Origin of the sequence: Campylobacter sp. BCW_6464 (genome assembly GCF_001762775.1) — a bacterium.
Taxonomy (GTDB): Bacteria; Campylobacterota; Campylobacteria; order Campylobacterales; family Campylobacteraceae; genus Campylobacter_D; species Campylobacter_D jejuni.
In genome coordinates this window covers 87997-107876 of the sequence record NZ_MJXM01000037.1, presented here as the reverse complement: position 1 = coordinate 107876, position 19880 = coordinate 87997, and the positions used below count along the sequence as shown (strand labels likewise).

General features: G+C 30.3%; 23 protein-coding genes, 1 tRNA gene and 1 pseudogene. 12 read left to right on the top strand and 13 right to left on the bottom strand.

Annotated features, from left to right (window positions below):
• Positions 1 to 691 (top strand): annotated as a pseudogene (locus AJ885_RS10880) (tyrosine-type recombinase/integrase); the annotation flags it as partial.
• Positions 692 to 741: 50 nt separating this feature from the next.
• Here AJ885_RS10880 and AJ885_RS10275 read toward each other — a convergent pair.
• From AJ885_RS10275 to AJ885_RS02660, 7 genes are all read right to left on the bottom strand, one after another.
• Positions 742 to 1128, bottom strand: a complete 387-nt coding sequence (locus tag AJ885_RS10275) for a hypothetical protein (RefSeq protein WP_002881697.1) — start codon at positions 1126 to 1128, stop codon at positions 742 to 744.
• A gap of 11 nt (positions 1129 to 1139) precedes the next feature.
• Positions 1140 to 1439 carry a tyrosine-type recombinase/integrase gene (locus AJ885_RS10105; protein ID WP_002881695.1) on the bottom strand — a complete coding sequence of 100 codons (300 nt, stop codon included), beginning with the start codon at positions 1437 to 1439 and terminating at the stop codon, positions 1140 to 1142.
• A gap of 8 nt (positions 1440 to 1447) precedes the next feature.
• Positions 1448 to 1744 carry a tyrosine-type recombinase/integrase gene (locus AJ885_RS10100; RefSeq protein ID WP_261659484.1) on the bottom strand — a complete coding sequence of 99 codons (297 nt, stop codon included), beginning with the start codon at positions 1742 to 1744 and terminating at the stop codon, positions 1448 to 1450.
• 117 nt (positions 1745 to 1861) lie between these two features.
• On the bottom strand, positions 1862 to 2065 hold the full coding sequence (locus AJ885_RS10945; RefSeq protein ID WP_374700110.1) for a phage integrase central domain-containing protein: 204 nt from the start codon (positions 2063 to 2065) through the stop codon (positions 1862 to 1864).
• Positions 2066 to 2130: 65 nt separating this feature from the next.
• Positions 2131 to 2346 (bottom strand): Arm DNA-binding domain-containing protein, encoded by a 216-nt coding sequence (locus AJ885_RS10095; protein WP_002881691.1) that lies wholly within the window; start codon positions 2344 to 2346, stop codon positions 2131 to 2133.
• A gap of 195 nt (positions 2347 to 2541) precedes the next feature.
• Positions 2542 to 2627 (bottom strand) — tRNA-Leu (locus AJ885_RS02665).
• 33 nt (positions 2628 to 2660) lie between these two features.
• Entirely contained in the window at positions 2661 to 2999 is a 339-nt protein-coding gene (locus AJ885_RS02660; RefSeq protein WP_002861627.1) for a F0F1 ATP synthase subunit C, read from the bottom strand.
• 231 nt (positions 3000 to 3230) lie between these two features.
• On the opposite strand from AJ885_RS02660, the gene AJ885_RS02655 reads away from it, so the two are divergent.
• From AJ885_RS02655 to argH, 5 genes are read left to right on the top strand one after another with little or no spacing between them, the layout of a single operon-like run.
• Positions 3231 to 4565, top strand: coding sequence for a sodium-dependent transporter (locus AJ885_RS02655; RefSeq protein ID WP_070210062.1), 1335 nt, complete (start codon positions 3231 to 3233; stop codon positions 4563 to 4565).
• Positions 4566 to 4577: 12 nt separating this feature from the next.
• Positions 4578 to 5918, top strand: a complete 1341-nt coding sequence (locus tag AJ885_RS02650) for a sodium-dependent transporter (protein WP_044779224.1) — start codon at positions 4578 to 4580, stop codon at positions 5916 to 5918.
• Positions 5919 to 5948: 30 nt separating this feature from the next.
• Positions 5949 to 7748, top strand: coding sequence for a biotin/lipoyl-containing protein (locus AJ885_RS02645; RefSeq protein WP_002861624.1), 1800 nt, complete (start codon positions 5949 to 5951; stop codon positions 7746 to 7748).
• A 12-nt stretch (positions 7749 to 7760) separates the two neighbouring features.
• Positions 7761 to 9335: a phosphoenolpyruvate carboxykinase (ATP) gene (gene pckA, locus AJ885_RS02640; protein ID WP_004305981.1), complete on the top strand. Its 1575-nt coding sequence runs from the start codon at positions 7761 to 7763 to the stop codon at positions 9333 to 9335.
• Between the two features lie 9 nt (positions 9336 to 9344).
• Positions 9345 to 10727: an argininosuccinate lyase gene (gene argH / locus AJ885_RS02635; RefSeq protein ID WP_053872310.1), complete on the top strand. Its 1383-nt coding sequence runs from the start codon at positions 9345 to 9347 to the stop codon at positions 10725 to 10727.
• A gap of 21 nt (positions 10728 to 10748) precedes the next feature.
• On the opposite strand, the gene ychF is transcribed toward argH, so the two are convergent.
• The 6 genes from ychF to rpiB are packed head-to-tail and all read right to left on the bottom strand — an operon-like array spanning position 10749 to position 15226.
• Positions 10749 to 11852, bottom strand: coding sequence for a redox-regulated ATPase YchF (gene ychF, locus AJ885_RS02630; protein WP_053872309.1), 1104 nt, complete (start codon positions 11850 to 11852; stop codon positions 10749 to 10751).
• Positions 11849 to 13300, bottom strand: coding sequence for a leucyl aminopeptidase (locus AJ885_RS02625; RefSeq protein ID WP_053872308.1), 1452 nt, complete (start codon positions 13298 to 13300; stop codon positions 11849 to 11851). Before AJ885_RS02625 ends, ychF begins: the two co-directional genes overlap by 4 nt.
• Positions 13297 to 13893, bottom strand: coding sequence for a DedA family protein (locus AJ885_RS02620; protein ID WP_002861619.1), 597 nt, complete (start codon positions 13891 to 13893; stop codon positions 13297 to 13299). The genes AJ885_RS02625 and AJ885_RS02620 overlap by 4 nt, the downstream gene beginning before the upstream one ends.
• Before the next feature lie 18 nt (positions 13894 to 13911).
• On the bottom strand, positions 13912 to 14460 hold the full coding sequence (gene apt / locus AJ885_RS02615; protein ID WP_044779227.1) for an adenine phosphoribosyltransferase: 549 nt from the start codon (positions 14458 to 14460) through the stop codon (positions 13912 to 13914).
• Entirely contained in the window at positions 14457 to 14789 is a 333-nt protein-coding gene (locus tag AJ885_RS02610) for a membrane protein (protein WP_002853247.1), read from the bottom strand. Before AJ885_RS02610 ends, apt begins: the two co-directional genes overlap by 4 nt.
• A complete protein-coding gene (rpiB, locus tag AJ885_RS02605) occupies positions 14789 to 15226 on the bottom strand; it encodes a ribose 5-phosphate isomerase B (protein ID WP_002861617.1) in 438 nt (145 codons plus the stop codon). The genes AJ885_RS02610 and rpiB overlap by 1 nt, the downstream gene beginning before the upstream one ends.
• A 163-nt stretch (positions 15227 to 15389) precedes the next feature.
• Here rpiB and AJ885_RS02600 point away from each other — a divergent pair, with 163 nt between their 5' ends.
• The 6 genes from AJ885_RS02600 (at position 15390) to AJ885_RS02575 (ending at position 19837) form a co-directional block, all read left to right on the top strand.
• Positions 15390 to 15944, top strand: coding sequence for a CheB methylesterase domain-containing protein (locus AJ885_RS02600; RefSeq protein ID WP_053872752.1), 555 nt, complete (start codon positions 15390 to 15392; stop codon positions 15942 to 15944).
• A 15-nt stretch (positions 15945 to 15959) separates the two neighbouring features.
• Complete coding sequence (locus AJ885_RS02595) at positions 15960 to 16748, top strand: CheR family methyltransferase (RefSeq protein ID WP_053872753.1); 789 nt, start codon at positions 15960 to 15962, stop codon at positions 16746 to 16748.
• Positions 16749 to 16883: 135 nt separating this feature from the next.
• Positions 16884 to 17612 carry an amino acid ABC transporter ATP-binding protein gene (locus AJ885_RS02590; protein WP_052858624.1) on the top strand — a complete coding sequence of 243 codons (729 nt, stop codon included), beginning with the start codon at positions 16884 to 16886 and terminating at the stop codon, positions 17610 to 17612.
• 21 nt (positions 17613 to 17633) lie between these two features.
• Positions 17634 to 18413 (top strand): bifunctional adhesin/ABC transporter aspartate/glutamate-binding protein PEB1a, encoded by a 780-nt coding sequence (gene peb1A, locus AJ885_RS02585; protein ID WP_070280691.1) that lies wholly within the window; start codon positions 17634 to 17636, stop codon positions 18411 to 18413.
• 1 nt (position 18414) lies between these two features.
• A complete protein-coding gene (locus AJ885_RS02580) occupies positions 18415 to 19167 on the top strand; it encodes an amino acid ABC transporter permease (protein WP_002853332.1) in 753 nt (250 codons plus the stop codon).
• 10 nt (positions 19168 to 19177) lie between these two features.
• Positions 19178 to 19837, top strand: a complete 660-nt coding sequence (locus AJ885_RS02575) for an amino acid ABC transporter permease (protein ID WP_053872756.1) — start codon at positions 19178 to 19180, stop codon at positions 19835 to 19837.
• Positions 19838 to 19880: the final 43 nt, after the last annotated feature.

Here is a 19880-nt window from a genome sequence, read left to right as displayed (position 1 = left end):
AAAAAATGGCAATAAACTATCAAAAAAAACAAAAATAACTTATTTGAGAGTATTAACTAGCTTTTTTTCTTTTATAAGCGATAATAATGATGATTTGTTTGTTTTTTCCTTTGATATGAAGAAAATTAGATTTAGAACAGAAAAATCAGAAGAAAATTAAATTATCTTAATGAAAATGAAATTATAAGGCTAAATAATGTTTTAGAGAAAGAAAAAGCAAAAAAAGAAGTTTACAATAGTTTTAGAAAAAACTTATGCTTTATGGAGGACTTAGAATTTCTGAAGCTTTAAATGTAAAACTTTGTGATTTTGAAGAGGTTGATGATGAAATATTAAAAATATCCATAATAGGCAAGGGCGGTAAAGAACAATTTGCATTTATTAAAAAAGAAGAAGTAGATGATGAGCTTGAATATTTTAAAGAAAATATCCAAGATAGTGATTACATAATGCAAACTAGCACAGGAAAACATTTAAATAGAAGCAATGCTTTTTTGATTGTAAATAATATTTACGCTAAAGCTTTGATCAGCAAAAAAGGACTTCATTTGCTTAGACACACTTTAGCCATGAGATTAACAGCCAAAGGAACAAACCTTGTGGAATTCTAAGACATGCAAAACTAAATACTACTGCTATATATGCCAAAGCAACAAATGATACAATAAAAGCTGCGTTATTGAATAATTAATTTTTCTAAAATTGAGTATTTGCATAGACTTCAAGAAGAAGTCTATGTGTTTAAAATTGTTCTAATAAAAGTTTAGGTTCTCCGCCAAGTATTTTGATGAAATTTGCAATTCTTGATTGTATTATTTCTACGGAATACATACCTCCTAAACCGCCTAAAGCATAAAATAATTCTTCGAAAATGTCTTCTTTGTTAAATTCAAGTTCTTCTATGTCAATAAGATCAGGAGTTCGGCTACATTTTTGTAAATTTTGATATATTTTGACTAAAATCTTGATTTTTTGTAGATTACTTTCAGCCTCTAAATAAGAATTTAAGTGTATTATTAGGGTTTTTATGAGTTTTTCTCTATTTTCTTTATTTTCTCTATTTTCTTTATTTTCAAGAAATTCACCCCCCGCCCGAGTGAATGCTTCTTTTAAATATTTGTTTTTCATATTATTCCTTTTTATATAAAATCAAGTAAAATAAAATCTTTTAATTTTGGGCATATTTCGCACAAATAATCACTATACCATTGCATCAACTCCCTTCTCTCTTTTAAATTTTGTGCAAAATTATATGAAGCTTTAACCTTATTTTTTTCCGTATGTGCCAAACACATTTCTATAATATTGCTACTAAACTGATGTTTTTGAATATTTTCGTGAGCTAGAGTACTAAACATAGATCTAAAACCATGTGGAGTAAAATCTTCATTTGAATATCCCATTCTTCTAAATACCATTCTTACTGTATTATCACTCAAGATCTCATTTAGTCCATCGCCTTTCTTTTTTGTTTAATGGATTTAAATAAAAGATCATGATGACTTATTTGTTTGTATTCTTTTAATAATTGCACTGCAATATCACTTAGATGTATACAATGCGCTTTTTTCATTTTCATTTTTGAAGCAGGTATGTTCCACAAGCCATTTTCTAAATCAATATCTTCCCAAGCAGCATTTCTTATGCTAAAACTTCTTTGCGCAGTAAGAAGCGACAATAAGATTGCCATTTTTGTATTTGTATCACATTGTATATAAATAATATTTTCAATTAATTCTTTAATTTTTGAAACTTCCGTAATAGTCGCAAAATGTCTTGTTTTTTTTGTTATAGACCAAATCCTTTCTTTTTATACCAAGCATAATATTATTTTCAATCATCTCTTTGTTAACTGCATAAGTTAATGTTGTAAATATTTTTTTACCGACTTCGGATTTTTTTGTAGTTTTATTTTTTCAAGAACATTTAAAATATCGCTTCTTTTAAGATTACTAATGGGAATATCTCCTATAATAGGATAGCAATGATTTTCCATTCGCTTAATAGACTCATTGAGAGTGCGTTTTGTTATGTCGTTTTTTTGAAGAAAATACTGTTCAGCAATTTTTCTAAAACTTGTATCACATCCTTCTTTTTTTCTTATACTTTCATTAGTTTTTAGTAAAGTTTTTATCTCATTTTTTTATCTCGAGCTTCTTTAATTGATATTTGCGGAAATTGCCCCAAAGTTATTCTTTTTAATTTTCTTGTTTTTGGATCTTTACAATCAAATACAAAAGACTTTTTGCCGCTAGGATAAACTAATACAAATAAATTATCACTATCGCTAATTAAAAATTTTTTATCTTTTGGACTAATATTTACTATATCTTTCTGTGTAAGCATTTAAAAATAGACTCCTTGTGGTAATTTCTCCTAACTTTTTAGAATAAAAAATAAAAAGTTAGGAGAAAAGTTAGGAAAAAAGTTTCGAAATGAATTTTAACGGAAAAAAACTTTAATTTAGGCTTTATATAGCTATAAATGCCTATTTTATCGATATTTTATAAGTATGATATTTATAGTAGTTTATAGTATCGATGGTGCGGTTAGCGAGATTTGAACTCGCACACGCAGAGCGTACCACCCCCTCAAGATGGCGTGTCTACCAATTCCACCATAACCGCATAAAAAAAGCCCAAAAAGGGCTTTGATAAGTTTTATTGTAAAACTATAAAAGGATTTGCATAAAGTGCTATTAGCGCGATAACAAGAGCATAGATAACTTGTGCTTCAATCATCGCTAAAGCGATAAACATAGTTGTCATTAATTTTGGCCCAAGGCCAGGGTTTCTAGCTGTTCCTGCAATTGTTGCCGCTGCAGTATTACCCATACCGATAGCACCACCAAGTGCTGCAACACCAAGACCTAAACCTGCTGCAAGAACTGAAAATGCTTTAATCCATACATTAATAGCTTCTTGCTCTACTGGAGCATTAGTTTCAGCTGCAAAAGCTACTGCTGAACATGCTAATAATAAAAAAAGAACTTTTTTCATTATCTTAACCTTTCTATAAAAAAATTTTTTCAATTTTTAAATCAGTTCGGCTTGCGTATCCCTACTTAAGACTTAAAAATAAAGCCGAATTATAACCAAAAGTATCTTTATTTTTATTGAAATTTACAAAAATTCACATTTTTGATTTAAATTTGATTGTTTTCAATAAAGCTTAAAAGTTTTTTTGCTTTAATAATATTTTAAAATAATTTTTAAGTTAAGGTTGTAACATTGAGTTCTAAATTTTCAAAAATAGGTTTCATTTTAGCGGTAGTAGGTTCAGCGGTGGGCTTGGGTAATGCTTGGAAATTTCCAACATTAGTAGGTCAAAGTGGTGGATCTGCTTTTATCTTGCTTTATATAATTCTTACTTTAGGTGTAGGTTTTGTGATATTTTTAGCTGAGCTTAGCATAGGAAAAATTAGTGAAAAAGATCCGGTTAATGCCTATGAAAAGTTAGCACCTTCAAATAAAAAAGCTTGGTCTTATGTTGGTTTTACTATGGTGGGGGCGATTTTAATAGTTTCTTTTTATACCTTGGTGATTGGCTGGATAGTTAAATATGTGTTTTTAAGTATCACTGGAAATTTGCCTATGGATCTAGAAGTAAGTAAAGCACAGTTTGGATTTTTTACAAGTGAGGATTTTTTAAGTCAGTTTATTTGTTTTACTTTGGTTTTTTTATGTGTTTTTTATATTGTTTCTAAAGGTGTTAAGAATGGGATTGAAAAGTTAAATGTTTGGATGATGCCTTCATTGTTTATTTTACTTATTTTGATGCTTGTTTATGCTATTAGTAAAGATGGTTTTATGATGGCGGTTAAATTTCTTTTTGTACCTGATTTTTCCAAAATCAACACTTCAAATGTTCTTGAAGCCTTAGGACTTGCTTTTTTTAGTCTTTCTTTGGGCGTTGGAACGATTATTACTTATTCTGCTAGTCTGCCTGATAAAACCAATTTTATTACCAGTACTTTAAATATTATTTTTATCAATCTTTTAGTTGGTTTATTAATGGGTTTGGTTGTTTTTACTTTTATCTTTGAATTTGGCTACAATCCTAATCAGCAAGGACCAGGACTTGTTTTTATTTCCTTAGCTACTTTATTTGAAAAAATTGGGGTGATTGGTTGTATTTTTGGAGCAGCATTTTTTATTTCTTTAATCTTTGCTGGTATTACTTCAGCTGTTTCAATGATAGAGCCTTTTGCTTTTTATCTTATTAATACTTTTGGCATGAGCCGTAAAAAAGCTTTGATTTTAATAGGAATTGTTGTTTATATTTTAGGAATGTTGTGTATTTTATCTTCTTTAAAAAGTACTCAGTTTGGATTTTTTGGAATGAGTTTTTTTGATTTGCTTGATAGTGTTTCAAGCAAGGTTATTATGCCTTTAGGTGGAATTTTGGCAGCTATTTTTGTGGGATTTGTGATGAAAAAAGATGCTTTAAAAATTTTATTTGAACCTTATATGAGCGGTATATTTTTTGAACTTTGGTATGTGTTTTTGAGATTTATTTCCCCTTTGGCTGTTGTTATAGTTATGATAGCCGCTTTTTTAAAGTGAGTTTGAAAAATAATGAGAACATATTTTTCAAAAATCGGTTTTGTATTGGCTGTTGCTGGTGGAGCCGTTGGTTTAGGTAATGCTTGGAAATTTCCAACTTTAAGTGCAGAAAATGGTGGTTTTGTTTTTGTGCTTTTATATTTGTTTTTTACCTTAACTATAGGATTTAGTATTTTTTTGGCTGAAGTGGCTATGGGACGTTTAAGTAAAAGTGATCTTGCAAATGCTTATTCAAATCTTGCTATAAAATATGGCAATAGATGGCGATATGGCGGCGTTTTTATGTTAGGTGGTATTTTTGTCCTCTCTTTTTATCTAGTTATCATGGGATGGGTTTTAAAATATACTGTAGTGAGTCTTTATTATCTTCCTAAAACTTTAGATGAAGCAGCAAGTAATTTTCAGAATTTAATCACTACAAATTTGACAAGTTCTGTTTTTTTCTTCACTTTATCTTTTTTTCTTACTTTATTGATAGTATCTAAAGGTTTAATCAAAGGGATTGAAAAATTAAACGTTGTTATAATGCCTAGCTTATTTTTAATGCTTGTTTTTATGTTGTTTTATTGCATGGGATTTAAGCAAGGTTTTGCAAATGCTTTTTCTTATTTATTTTATCCTGATTTTTCACACTTTAAATTTAGCTCTATTGCCGAAGCCTTAGGGCTTGCATTTTTTACCTTATGCTTGGGAATAGGTTGTATAGTTACATATTCATCAGCCTTGGATAAAAAAACAAATTTTATAAAAAGTTCAGTGTATATTGTTTTGATTAACTTATTGATTTCTTTTATTATGGGACTTATTGTTTTTACTTTTATCTTTGAATTTGGAGCCGATCCACATACTCAAGGAGCGGGGATTGTTTTTGTATCCTTGATGAGTTTGTTTAATCAGCTTGGGATTTTAGGCTATATTTTTGCATTTTGTTTTTTCTTAGCACTTTTTTTTGCTGGTATTACTTCAGCTGTTTCAATGATAGAGCCTTTAACTTTTTATATGATTAATAACTATCAAATTTCTCGTGCTAAAGCTCTATTTTTAATAGGTTTATTTGTTTTTGTTTTTGGAATTTGTTGTATCTTGTCGTTAAATTTAAATTTTTTTTCTATGTTTAGTTTTTTTGGCAAAGATTTTTTTACTTTATTAGATAAATTGACTTCAAATTTTTTACTTCCACTTGGTGCTATAGCATGCTCTATATTTGTAGGTTTTTTTATGAATAAAAAACAAATTTATAAAATTTTTTCTAAATTTATAAGTCGAAAAATTTTCTTAATTTGGTTGTTTTTTATTCGTTTTATATCGCCTATAGCAATAATTTTGGTAATGTGTTATCAAATTTTTGTATAATAATGAAAAAATATTTTTTAAGGAAAAATAATGGCTAAAAAATTCATCGATGTAATGGATACAAGCTTTAGGGATGGTTTTCAGTCTGTTTATGGAGCTAGGGTTTTAATGGATGATTTTTTTCCTGCAGTAGAAGCAGCAAAAGAAGCAGGCATTACACATTTTGAATTTGGCGGTGGTGCTAGATTTCAAAGCTTGTATTTTTATCTTAATGAAGATGCTTTTACCATGATGGATAAATTTAGGGCTATTGTAGGAAAAGATACCAATCTTCAAACTTTAGCAAGAGGGGTCAATACCGTTACTTTAGATACTGGAAGTAGTGAACTTATTGATTTGCATGCAAAACTTTTTGCAAAACACGGTACTACAACGATAAGAAATTTTGATGCCCTTAATGATGTAAATAATTTAAAATTTAGTGGTGAATGTATAGTAAAACATGGGTTAAAGCATGAAATTACTATCACTTTAATGGATTTACCGCCAAATTGTAAAGGTGCCCATGATGTGCCTTTTTATGAAAAAATTTTAAAAGAAATTTTAGCAGCAGAAATTCCTTTTCATAGTATTTGTTTCAAAGATGCAAGTGGGACTTCTAATCCAAATAAAATTTATGAAACCATTAAAATGGCTAGAAAAATTTTACCTCAAGATACACACATTAGACTTCATACGCATGAAACTGCAGGAGTGAGTATAGCCTGCTATCTTGCAGCACTTGAAGCAGGGGTTGATGGTATCGATTTGGCTGCGGCTCCAGTAAGTGGCGGAACCTCTCAGCCTGATATTTTAACCATGATGCATGCTTTAAAAGGCAAAGATTATGATTTAGGCGGACTTGAGGAAGAAAAAATTCTAAAATACGAAGAAGTTTTAAAAGATTGTTTAAAAGAATATTTTTTACCACCTGAAGCTACTATGGTAAATCCACTTATTCCTTTTTCTCCTATGCCAGGAGGAGCTTTAACAGCAAATACACAAATGATGAGAGATAATAATATCTTAGATAAATTTCCACAAGTCATTCATGCTATGAGAGAAGTTGTAGAAAAAGGTGGATTTGGTACTTCGGTTACTCCAGTTTCTCAATTTTATTTTCAACAAGCTTTTAATAATGTGATGTTTGGACCTTGGAAAAAAATAGCAGAAGGTTATGGAAAAATGGTGCTTGGTTATTTTGGAAAAACTCCTGTTACACCCGATGCAAATATTGTTGAACTTGCTTCAAAACAACTTAATTTAGAACCTACTACAGAGCTTGCTATTAATATAGCTGATAAAGATGAGAGTAAAAGTATAGTTTATACCAAAACCTTGCTTGAAAAAGAGAGTATAGAAACGAGTGAAGAAAATATATTTATTGCAGCAGCTTGTAAAGAAAAAGGTATAGCATTTTTAAAAGGAGAGGCAAAGGTAAATGTACGCAAATTAGCTAGTATGCCAAAGCCTATGAGTGTAGATGAAAACAAATTTACCGTAGCTGTAAATGGTAATAAATATCATGTAGAGGTAAGCTATGGTTTTGATAAAGATGTTAATGTTAAAAGTGTAAAAAAAGTAGAAGAAAATAAAAATATTGTTTCTTCAAATTCAACAAGTTCTGTAGATGCTGAAAATGAAGTTTTAGCAGGTATTTCAGGTAATGTCTTTAAAATTTATGTTAACGAAGGTGAAGAAGTAAAATCAGGTCAAGCCATCATGGTTTTAGAAGCAATGAAAATGGAGATTGAGGTTAATGCTCCAAAAGATGGAATTATTTCAGAGCTTTGTATTAAAATAGGCGATACTGTTAACGAAGGCGAAGTATTAGCTATCTATAAGAATTAAAGTGAGGGAAAGATGAAAAAATTTGATAATTTAGGTTTGGATAATATAAAAGAAATTTTTCATAATTTAAGTTATGATGAATTAAATGCTCATGAAAAAGCAAATAATGAAGGTTTAAGTACGGATAATGATACTTTTTGTGTAGATACAGGGATTTTTACAGGTAGAAGTCCTAAAGATAAATATTTTGTAAAACAAGATCCATCTAGTAAGTATATTGCTTGGGGAAAGGTAAATCAGCCCATTACAAAAGAATTATTTGATAAGCTTTTGACCAAAGCAAAACAAGAATTAAGTGGAAAGAAAATTTATGTTCAAGATGCTTTTTGTGGCGCTTCTTTGCAAAGTCGCAAAGCAGTAAGATTTGTTACTGAAATTGCATGGCAAGCGCATTTTGTTAAAAATATGTTTATTCGCCCAAGTCAAGAAGAACTTGAGAATTTTAAAGCAGATTTTATTGTTTATAATGCTTGCAAATGTATCAATGAAGATTACAAACAAGATGGTTTAAATTCAGAGGTTTTTGTAATCTTTAATGTTGAAGAAAATATAGCAGTTATTGGTGGAACTTGGTATGGCGGAGAAATGAAAAAAGGTATTTTTTCTATGATGAATTATTGGTTGCCACTAGAAAATAAACTTTCTATGCATTGTAGTGCAAATGTCGGAGAAAAAGGTGATGTAGCACTTTTCTTTGGACTTAGTGGCACTGGAAAAACTACACTCTCAACCGATCCAAAAAGAAAACTTATAGGTGATGACGAACATGGTTGGGATGATGAAGGTGTATTTAATTTTGAGGGTGGTTGTTACGCAAAAACAATCAATCTCGATCCTGAACATGAGCCTGAAATTTATGGTGCCATTAAAAGAAATGCACTTTTAGAAAATGTAGTTTTAAGAGCCGATAAGAGTGTTGATTATGCTGATGCTTCAAAAACAGAAAATACAAGAGTTTCTTATCCTATAGAGCATATTGAAAATCATGAGCCTAGTCTAAAAGCAGGGCATCCAAAAAATATTATATTTTTAAGTGCAGATGCTTTTGGAATTTTACCTCCAGTAAGTAAACTAAGCAAAGAGCAGGCTATGTATTATTTTTTAAGTGGTTATACAGCAAAAGTAGCTGGAACTGAGCGTGGTATTTTAGAACCTCAAGCAACTTTTTCAGCTTGTTTTGGAGAACCTTTTATGCCTTTGCATCCAACGGTTTATGCGAGATTACTTGGTGAAAAGATTGAAAAGCATGAAGCTAATGTTTATCTTGTTAATACAGGCTGGAGCGGTGGAAGCTACGGTGTGGGTAAAAGAATGAGCATTAAGGCTACTAGGGCTTGCATTAATGCTATTCTAGATGGAAGTATTGCAAAATGCGAATTTGAAAATTTTGAAGTGTTTGATTTAGCTATTCCAAAAGCTTTAGAAGGTGTAGAAAGCACGCTTTTAAATCCTATAAATACTTGGTCAGATAAAAATAATTATATTGCAACAAGAGATAAATTAGCACATATGTTTATACAAAATTTTAAACGTTATGAAGATGTCAAAGAAGGCATTGAATTTAGCAAATTTGGACCAAAAATTTAAGGCATTTAAATGAAAAATGAAATGTGGTCAGGACGCTTTAGTGGTGCAAGTGATGAGCTTTTAAAAGAATTTAATGCAAGTTTAAATGTAGATAAAACTTTGTTCAATGAAGATATACAAGGTTCTATAGCACACGCTACAATGCTTGAAAGTTGTGGTATTTTAAAAAAAGAAGAATTAGATGCTATTATAAAAGGTTTAGAGCAGGTTAGAAGTGAAATAGAGCAAGGCAAATTTATTTTTGATATTAAAGATGAAGATATTCATATGGCTATAGAAAAGCGTTTAAGCGAGCTTATAGGTAGTGAAATTGGTGGAAGACTTCATACTGCAAGAAGTAGAAATGATCAAGTGGCTACTGATTTTAAACTTTTTGTCAAAAAATCTCATATTGAACTTATAAAGCTTTTAAAAGAATTGATTCAAACCATGCTCGAACATGCCAAAGTGCATAAAAAAACTATTATGCCAAGTTTTACACATTTACAACACGCTCAGCCTGTGAGTTTTTCTTTTTATATTTTAGCTTATGCTTTTATGCTAATGCGAGATATTAAGCGTTTGCAAAATAGTCTAGAACTCGCTGATTTTTCGCCACTTGGGTCTTGTGCGTGTGCAGGAACAAGCTATGCCACCAATCGTGAGTTGAACGCTAAAATTTTAGGATTTAAAGATATTATGCCAAATGCTATGGATGGAGTGAGTGATAGAGATTTTGCTCTTGATTTACTTTATGATATAGCAGTTATTTTTACACACACTTCAAGACTTTGCGAGGAAATGATTTTATTTTCAAGTTCGGAATTTTCTTTTATATCCATAAGTGATAGTTTTTCAACAGGAAGTTCTATCATGCCTCAGAAAAAAAATCCCGATGTTTGTGAACTTATACGCGGAAAAACAGGGCGTGTCTATGGAAATCTGATTTCTCTTTTAACTATAATGAAAGCTCTACCTTTAGCTTACAATAAAGATATGCAAGAAGATAAAGAAGGGCTTTTTGATAGTGTAAAAACCGCTAAAGATAGTTTAATCATCTTAAATGCAATGTTAAAAGAAATACGAATTGATAAAGAAAATATGCTTAATGCTTGTAAAAAAGGTCATTTGTTGGCTACCGATTTGGCGGATTATTTGGTGCGTGAAAAAAATATTCCTTTTAGAAAAGCACATTTTATAGTGGGAAATGTTGTTGCACAAGCTGAAGCACAAGGTATTGATATAAGTGAAATTAAAGATCTTTCAAAAATAGATCCTGTATTTGATGAAAAAGCTATGGAACTTTTAAATTTTGAATTTTCTTTAAATTCTAAGCAAAGTGAAGGCTCAAGTTCTATTGCAAGCGTAGAAAAGCAAATTCAAATTTTGGAAGGTTTTATTCAAAATTTATAAATATTGTTTAGGCTATTTTGCCTAAACATTGAATCTAAAATGCATTACATCGCCGTCTAAAACGATATAGTCTTTTCCTTCAAGGCGTAGCTTTCCTGCTTCTTTGGCGCCATTTTCGCCTTTGTATTGGATATAGTCTTCATAGGAAATAACTTCAGCTTTTATAAAGCCTTTTTCAAAGTCATTATGAATCACGCTCGCTGCTTTTGGTGCTTTCCAGCCTTTTTTGATTGTCCAAGAACGCACTTCAACTACACCAGCGGTAAAATAACTGATCAGTCCAAGCTTAGTAAAAGCAGTGCGTATGATTTGATCAAGACCGCTTTCGTTAACTCCTAGAGAACTTAAAAATTCATGGCTTTCTTCATCGCTTAATCCTACTAATTCTTCTTCGATTTTTGCACAAAGCTTGATAACTTCATGATCATTTTTTTTAGCATATTCTTTTAAAGCTTTTACATAATCATTATCTTCACTAATACCATTTTCATCAACATTTGCACCATAAATCACTTCTTTAGCAGAAAGCAGTCTTAATTCTTTGCTTAAGGCTTGATAAATTTCGTTTTCTTTTTCAGGATAAGAACTTGCAGCTAAGCCTTTGTTTAAATGATCAAGTAAAGAATTTGCAAGTTCGAGGCTTTCTTTAGCACCCTTTTGGTTGGCTTTGGTTTCTTTGGTGAGTTTTTCTATTTTTTTACTAAGTTGTTCAATATCTGCTAAAATAAGCTCTGTATTGATAATTTCTACATCACGCAAAGGATTAACTCCACCTTCAACATGGGTGATATTTTCTTCATCAAAACAACGCACTATGTGTAAAATAATCTCAGTTTCGCGTATATTTGAAAGAAATTTATTTCCTAAGCCTTCACCCTTACTTGCACCTTTAACAAGTCCAGCGATATCTACAAATTCTATTAAAGAATGCATAATTCTTTCAGGTTTTACGATTTTAGCAAGTTCATTAAGTCTTAAGTCAGGAACTTCAACCATGGCTTTGTTAGGCTCTATGGTACAAAAAGGATAGTTTGCACTTTGGGCATTTTGTGCTTTAGTTAAAGCATTAAAAGTCGTTGATTTGCCAACATTTGGAAGTCCTACTATACCTACGCTTAAACTCATTTAGCTTTCCTTAAAATTTGAATTAGATAATTAACACACATTCTAACTCCAGCTCCACCTGCACCAAAACTAGAATATCCCCAAGATTTTTCCGTATAAGCAGGTCCTGCTATGTCAAGATGTAACCATTTGTCTTTATATTCTTTACGAATAAATTTATCTAAAAATAACCCCGCGGTAATTGCGCCTCCATAGCGACTAGAGGCAGTGTTGCTAATATCGGCAATATTTGATTTTATAAGTTCTCTTAAGTGGGGGTTAAAGTGTAAGATTGTAGTATATTCTCCACTTTTTTTAGAGCTTAGATAAAAATCATTTTGCAATTCTTCATTGTTTCCCATAATAGCACTTGTAAATTCTCCAAGTCCTACAACACAAGCTCCAGTAAGTGTTGCCATATCGATAAGTAAATCAGGTTTTAAATCTTGTGCAAAAGAAAGACAATCAGCTAAAACCAAGCGTCCTTCTGCATCTGTATTTCTTACTTCTATACTTACGCCTTCGCGACTGATTAACACATCATCAGGCTTATAAGCATTGCCGCCTATCATATTTTCAGTTGCACCTAAAATACAATGCACTTCTAAATCTAAAGCAAGCTCGGCTACGGCTTTTATGATCCCCATTGCTGCTGCTGCACCGCTTTTATCAGCTTTCATTGTAAGCATAAAATCAGCTGGTTTTAAGCTTAATCCACCGCTATCGTAAGTTAAGCCTTTTCCAACAAATACAACACGTTTTTTTGCATTTTTGGCTTTATAGCTTAGATGAATGAGGCGTGGTGGATGTACCGAGGCACGATTGACTGCCAAAAAAGCATTCATTTTTTCTTTGGCCAAAAATTTTTCATCATAAATTTTACAAATAATGTTTTTATTTTCTTTAGCTAAATTTTGCGCATCTTCTGCCATTTTTAAAGGGGTGTAAATTTCAGGAATTTCATTGACTATATTTTTGGTAAAATTTGTAGCATTGGCTAAAATTTCTCCACGCTCTAAACCTATCTTAGCTTCATCTTTATTAAATTTCTTACCATTTAATTCTTCACTTGAAATAATAAATCTTTCTAAAGTTCTTGTTTTTTTCTCGCTTTTATATTTGTCAAATTTATAAGCTCCAAAAAGTACGCCTTCAACTAAAGATGTAAAACTTCTAACTACACAATCTCCTATTATGCTAGGAAGTTTTACGCTTTTTATATTAAGCTTTTCAAGAGTTTTATATGCTGTGCAAAGACTTAATCTTATATCCTCATAAGCAAGGCTTTTAAGCTCTAAATAAAGCTTTTTATTGTTTAAGTCTAGTAATACACCTTCGCCTTTGTAATTATTAAGTTTAAAAAAATCTTTTTCTTTGTTAAAATTTTTTAAATTTTTATCCTGTATAAAAATAAGTTCAAAGTCTGCTTTTATAGCATCTAGTTTTTTATCGTTTAATTCAAATTTCATGATTTTTTCCTTTTATCTTTAAGTATAGCTTTTTCCATTTGTTTAAAACCAAATAATAAAAGGGATAAAAAAGCTATAATAATAATGGCTGCATAATACCAATGTTCTTCAGCCCAAGTCACCATCTTCCAAATTTGTTCTCCAAAATACCAAGCTAAAAGTATAGTGATTGATGCCCAAACCCAAGCACTAAAAAGATTGATAATAGCAAATTTTTTTGCACTATAACGCGTGACTCCTATACTCATAGGTATAATGGTTCTAAAGCCATACATATAGCGTTGTATAAAAATAATAGGCCAACCAAAACGTTGTAAAAGTAAGTGTGCTACTGCAAATTTACGCCTTTGGGTTTTTAATTTTTTTTGTATGTAGCGTTTATTATATCTTCCTATATAGAAATAAATTTGATCGCCTACAAAACCACCAAGTCCTGCTATAAATATAACAAAGCCTAAATTTACATGTCCTTGATGGGCAAAAATACCTGCCAAAATTAAAGCCAACTCCCCTTCTAAAATACACCATAAAAAAATAATAATATATGCTAGATCTTTGTATTGGTAAAGTAAATTTTTTAAAAATTCTTCCATTTGCGCCTTTCTATAGTTTTAAATTTCTAAAACACTATAAACTGAAGTAAGTTTTTCAAGTTTATTTGCTCCATTTAAATCTTTAAGATTCATTAAAAAACAAGCTTCAACGCATTTTGCTCCAGCTTTTTGAATGAGTTCATACGAAGCTATAGCTGTTCCGCCAGTTGCTATTAAATCATCTACAAGTAAAACCTTTGCATTTTGAATATTTTTAAATGCATCTTTATGAAGTTCTACTTTATCGCTGCCATATTCAAGATCATATTCGCAGCTAAAGGTTTCAAAAGGGAGTTTTCCAGGTTTTCTAATAGGCACAAAAGGAAGATTAAGTTTTGCACAAATCATAGATGCAAAGATAAATCCTCTGCTTTCTGTTCCTGCTATGAAGTCTAGATTGTAATCTTTGTAGCGTTCTTTTAAATGTTTAAGTAGAAAATTTAAAGCCTCTTTGTTATTTAGTAGAGTGGTAATATCTCTAAAAATAATTCCTTTTTTTGGAAAATCAGCAATAATTCTAATGCTATCAAGCAGGTATTTTTGTTCTTCTTGTGTTAGTTTTATCATAATAATGCCTCGATTTTTGCTTCTAATTCTTTAATTCTTTGTCTTAGTTTGTCATTTTCTAAACGATATTGAGAATTTCTAGTTCTTAAAGATGTAAGGTCTGCTTTGATTTTATTAAGCTCTTCTGTGAGTATATCTATATTTCCAAGACTTCTTTGAAGTTGGATTTGTAGTTTTCTAATAACAATCTCAGTATCATCAAGATTGTTTTTGATAAAATCTTTTGATGTTTTTTCTTTATTAAGTAGAGTTTTATAGTAAAACAACATTACAATCAGATAGATAGTTGCACAAATTAATATAGTTAAAACAAGCCAGTTTGTAAACATTATATTTTTACCTCAATTTTTTGAATTCTTTGCATATGTCTCCCTTCTTCAAAAGGAGTTTGAATGAATTTTTCTATAATATCTGTAGCTAATTCAATCCCGATTAATCTTCCACCTAATGCCAAAACATTGGCATCATTATGTCTTCTTGCAAGTTCCGCACTTAAGCTTTCATGGCATAATGCGCAGCGAATGTTTTTATGACGATTTGCTGCAATAGAAATTCCAATTCCACTTCCACAAATAAGAATGCCAAAGCTTCGTTTGTCTATTTTTTCGGCAAGTAAATGTGCATAATCAGGATAATCACAGCTTGCGCAAGTGTTTGTTCCTAAATCGTTAAAAATTATATTTTTTTCTTTTAAAAATACGCAAATTTTTTCTTTTAATTCAAAACCAGCATGATCACTAGCAATATAAATTTTTTCCCTAAGCATTGGTTTCCTAATTACTATATAAAATAAGATAAAAATCTAATCTTATCATATTAAATCATAAAAACAGCTTTTCTTTTTTTAAAAATAAGCTTTATTTTTCTTTATATATGTTAGAATTTGCGACAAGAAAAATAAAATTTCAATAAATTAAGGGGAGAAGAAAATGAAGCTCATACTCATAGGATCTTCAACAGGTGGTCCTAATCAGCTTAAATTTCTTTTAAAGGATATTGATATAAAAAATACTTGTGTAGTTATAGCTCAACACATGAGTGTTAGTTTTATTCCATCTTTTGTGAGGCAATTTAATAAGGAGGCTTTTAGTGAAGTGTGCTTATTGAACGATAAAGAGATATTAAGCAATAAAATTTATATTTGCCCTAAAAATACTATTTTATCTGGAAATTTAAATATTGTAGCCTCTTGGCAAGATGTGGTATCAAGTTTTAAGCCAAGTGTAGATTTGCTTTTTCATTCCGCTGTTTCTTTGGCAAAAACAAATAAAATACTTGCTATTATTTTAACGGGTATGGGAGATGATGGCGCAAAAGGTTTATTTGAGCTTTATAAAACAGGGGTTAGATGTTTATGTGAGAATGAGGCAGATAGCGTCGTTTATGGTATGCCAAAAAGAGCAAAAGATATGAATCCACATTTAAAACCTATGAGCTTAAAAGAAATTAAAAAAGAAATTATAAATTTTATTGATCAGGATTAATAAAAGGAAAATTACATGGAAAAAAAAATAACTCCTAGCGAATTAGAACTTAATGAATTTATAAAAATTATCAACGAAATGAGCGGTATTGATTTAACCGATAAAAAAAATATATTAGCTTTAAAGTTGAATAAATTTCTTGAAGGAACTAATACTAAAAATTTTTCCGAATTTTTGGGAAAATTAAAAAGTAATAGACAACTTAAACAAGAAACTTTAGATTTTGTAACCATAGGTGAAACTTATTTTTTAAGAGAATTGGCTCAATTGAAAGAAATAATTTATTATGCCAAAAGCTTAGAAAAGAGAGTAAATATCCTAAGTGCCCCTTGTTCAAGTGGAGAAGAAGTATATTCTTTAGCGTTACTGGCTGCACAGAATTTTATTAAAGATATGTATGTTTTAGGCATTGATATTAATTCAAGCGTGATTGAAAAAGCAAAACTTGGAAAATATCAAGGAAGAACTTTACAGCGATTGAGTGAGAGTGAAAAAAGAAGGTTTTTTTTAGAAAGCGAAGATAAATTTTATACTATTAATAAAAATGAGCTTTGTACCTGTAAATTTGAACTTTGCAATGTTTTTGAAGAAAAATTTTCAAGATTGGGAAAATTTGATATTATAGCTTCTAGAAATATGATTATTTATTTTGATCATGAATCAAAACTAAAACTTATGGAGAGATTTCATAGAATTTTAAATGACAAAGGAAGGCTTTATATTGGCAATGCTGATTTGATTCCAGAGACTATTTATTTTAAAAAGATTTTCTCTCCAAGAGGTGTTTACTATGAAAAAGTATAAATTCTAAAAATTACTAAAAGTTACACTTTGGAAATTTATTGGTAAAAATAAGTTACATTTTGAAGTAGTTTTCTTTATTTAATGATAAAATAATTTTAATTAATTTTATATTTAGTTAGAAATAAAGGAAAAAACTTGATTGAATTAAAAAATGTAAATAAATACTACGGAACTCATCATGTTCTAAAGAATATCAATCTTTCTGTTAAAGAAGGTGAGAAGCTTGTTATTATAGGTCCAAGTGGAAGTGGAAAAAGTACAACTATCCGTTGCATGAATGGGCTTGAAGAAGTTAGTTCAGGCGAGGTAGTAGTTAACAATCTTGTTTTAAATCATAAAAATAAAATTGAAATTTGTCGAAAATATTGTGCAATGGTTTTTCAGCATTTTAATTTATATCCACATATGACGGTTTTGCAAAATTTAACCTTAGCTCCAATGAAACTTCAAAAAAAATCTAAAAAAGAAGCTGAAGAAACAGCTTTTAAGTATTTAAAAGTCGTAGGTTTAGTGGATAAAGCAAATGTTTATCCAGCAACCCTTTCAGGCGGACAACAACAACGCGTTGCTATAGCAAGATCACTTTGTACTAAAAAACCCTATATTTTATTTGATGAACCTACTTCAGCCCTTGATCCAGAAACCATACAAGAGGTTTTAGATGTAATGAAAGAAATTTCACGCCAAAGCAATACTACTATGGTGGTTGTTACACACGAAATGGGTTTTGCAAAAGAAGTAGCAGATAGGATTATTTTTATGGAAGATGGCGCTATTGTGGAAGAAAATATTCCTAGTGAATTTTTCTCAAATCCAAAAACCGAAAGAGCGCGACTCTTTTTAGGGAAAATTCTTAAAAATTAACCAAAATTGAAAGGAGAAAAAATGGTTTTTAGAAAATCTTTATTAAAGTTGGCAGTTTTTGCTCTAGGTGCTTGTGTTGCATTCAGTAATGCTAATGCAGCAGAAGGTAAACTTGAGTCTATTAAATCTAAAGGACAATTAATAGTTGGTGTTAAAAATGATGTTCCACATTATGCTTTACTTGATCAAGCAACAGGTGAAATTAAAGGTTTTGAAGTAGATGTTGCCAAATTGCTAGCTAAAAGTATATTAGGTGATGATAAAAAAATAAAACTAGTCGCAGTTAATGCTAAAACAAGAGGCCCTTTGCTTGATAATGGTAGTGTAGATGCAGTGATAGCAACTTTTACTATTACTCCAGAGAGAAAAAGAATTTATAATTTCTCAGAGCCTTATTATCAAGATGCTATAGGGCTTTTAGTTTTAAAAGAAAAAAAATATAAATCTTTAGCTGATATGAAAGGTGCAAATATTGGAGTAGCTCAAGCTGCAACTACAAAAAAAGCTATAAGTGAAGCTGCTAAAAAAATTGGTGTCGATGTTAAATTTAGTGAATTTCCTGATTATCCAAGTATAAAAGCTGCTTTAGATGCTAAAAGAGTTGATGCGTTTTCTGTAGACAAATCAATATTGTTAGGTTATGTGGATGATAAAAGTGAAATTTTACCAGATAGTTTTGAACCACAAAGTTATGGTATTGTAACCAAAAAAGATGATCCAGCTTTTGCAAAATATGTTGATGATTTTGTAAAAGAACATAAAAGTGAAATTGATGCTTTAGCGAAAAAATGGGGTTTATAATATGAATGAAAGTGTAGGTTTTGTTGAACATTTAAGACAAATTCTTACTTCTTGGGGTTTATATGATGAAAATAGTATAAGCCCTTTTGCGGTATGGAAATTTTTAGATGCTTTGGATAATAAAGATGCTTTTATTAATGGTTTTATTTATACTTTAGAAGTAAGCATTCTTGCTTTGCTTATAGCTACAATTTTTGGAACTATAGGCGGAGTTATGGCTACAAGTAGATTTAAAATTATCAGAGCCTACACTAGAATTTACGTAGAGCTTTTTCAAAATGTTCCTTTGGTAATACAAATTTTCTTTTTGTTTTATGCCTTGCCTGTTTTAGGTATAAGGCTTGATATATTTACTATTGGTGTATTGGGTGTTGGGGCTTATCACGGAGCTTATGTAAGCGAGGTGGTTAGAAGTGGAATTTTGGCTGTACCAAGAGGTCAGTTTGAAGCTTCTGCGTCTCAAGGGTTTACTTATATTCAACAAATGCGTTATATTATAGTACCTCAAACCATTAGAATTATTTTACCACCGATGACCAATCAAATGGTAAATTTAATCAAAAATACCTCTGTATTGCTTATTGTAGGTGGAGCTGAGTTAATGCATTCTGCTGATAGCTATGCAGCTGATTATGGAAATTATGCGCCAGCTTATATATTTGCAGCGGTTTTATATTTTATAATTTGTTATCCTTTGGCTTATTTTGCAAAAGCTTATGAAAATAAATTAAAAAAAGCACATTTAACGAGATAAAGGGTTGTTAATGGAAAATGTTTTTAATGCACAAAATATTGAATTTTTAATGCAAGGTTTATTTCTGACATTAAAAATAGCCTTAGCAACTTGTATTATTTCGATTATTTTTGGAACTTTTTTAGCTATAACTAAAAATTATGGGGATAGATTAAGTAAATTTTTAGCAGCTTGCTATATAGATATTTTCAGAAATACTCCTTTATTATTATGGATGCTTGCAGCTTGTTTTGTTCTACCTGTATTTTTTGGACAATTTCCTCAAGCTTTTTGGGGTACTATAGGATTTTCACTTTATACGAGTTCGGTTATGGCTGAAATTATTAGAGGTGGATTAAATTCTATACCAAAAGGTCAGTTTGAAGCAGCTTATTCTCAAGGTTTTGGTAAATTTTTTACTCTTTTTTATATTATTTTACCACAAACTTTTAGAAAAATAATACCTGCTTTATTATCTCAAATTGTAACCACTGTAAAGGATACAGCTTATTTAGCGGGTTTAGGTATAGCTGAACTTACTTATAATTCAAAAACTATATTGGCAAAACTAAGAAGTTTTGAAGAAATTTTAGCGATGATAGGTGTTGTTGCGGGAATTTATTTTATAATATGTTTTTCACTTTCTATGTTAGTAAGATATTATGCTAAAAAGACAGCTTACATTTCTTAAAAAAGCTTATATTTTTATATAAGCTTTTTAAATTTACAGCAGT

Coding starts and splice junctions, on each gene's coding strand:
- ychF (WP_053872309.1), bottom strand. CDS start 11,852: ATGAGTTTAAGCGTAGGTATAGTAGGACTTCCAAATGTTGGCAAATCA.
- AJ885_RS02595 (WP_053872753.1), top strand. CDS start 15,960: ATGGAAAAAAAAATAACTCCTAGCGAATTAGAACTTAATGAATTTATA.
- AJ885_RS02650 (WP_044779224.1), top strand. CDS start 4,578: ATGAGAACATATTTTTCAAAAATCGGTTTTGTATTGGCTGTTGCTGGT.
- AJ885_RS02575 (WP_053872756.1), top strand. CDS start 19,178: ATGGAAAATGTTTTTAATGCACAAAATATTGAATTTTTAATGCAAGGT.
- AJ885_RS02645 (WP_002861624.1), top strand. CDS start 5,949: ATGGCTAAAAAATTCATCGATGTAATGGATACAAGCTTTAGGGATGGT.
- apt (WP_044779227.1), bottom strand. CDS start 14,460: ATGATAAAACTAACACAAGAAGAACAAAAATACCTGCTTGATAGCATT.
- AJ885_RS10095 (WP_002881691.1), bottom strand. CDS start 2,346: ATGCTTACACAGAAAGATATAGTAAATATTAGTCCAAAAGATAAAAAA.
- AJ885_RS02620 (WP_002861619.1), bottom strand. CDS start 13,893: ATGGAAGAATTTTTAAAAAATTTACTTTACCAATACAAAGATCTAGCA.
- AJ885_RS02600 (WP_053872752.1), top strand. CDS start 15,390: ATGAAGCTCATACTCATAGGATCTTCAACAGGTGGTCCTAATCAGCTT.
- rpiB (WP_002861617.1), bottom strand. CDS start 15,226: ATGCTTAGGGAAAAAATTTATATTGCTAGTGATCATGCTGGTTTTGAA.
- AJ885_RS02580 (WP_002853332.1), top strand. CDS start 18,415: ATGAATGAAAGTGTAGGTTTTGTTGAACATTTAAGACAAATTCTTACT.
- AJ885_RS10275 (WP_002881697.1), bottom strand. CDS start 1,128: ATGAAAAACAAATATTTAAAAGAAGCATTCACTCGGGCGGGGGGTGAA.
- argH (WP_053872310.1), top strand. CDS start 9,345: ATGAAAAATGAAATGTGGTCAGGACGCTTTAGTGGTGCAAGTGATGAG.
- AJ885_RS02610 (WP_002853247.1), bottom strand. CDS start 14,789: ATGTTTACAAACTGGCTTGTTTTAACTATATTAATTTGTGCAACTATC.
- peb1A (WP_070280691.1), top strand. CDS start 17,634: ATGGTTTTTAGAAAATCTTTATTAAAGTTGGCAGTTTTTGCTCTAGGT.
- pckA (WP_004305981.1), top strand. CDS start 7,761: ATGAAAAAATTTGATAATTTAGGTTTGGATAATATAAAAGAAATTTTT.
- AJ885_RS02625 (WP_053872308.1), bottom strand. CDS start 13,300: ATGAAATTTGAATTAAACGATAAAAAACTAGATGCTATAAAAGCAGAC.
- AJ885_RS02660 (WP_002861627.1), bottom strand. CDS start 2,999: ATGAAAAAAGTTCTTTTTTTATTATTAGCATGTTCAGCAGTAGCTTTT.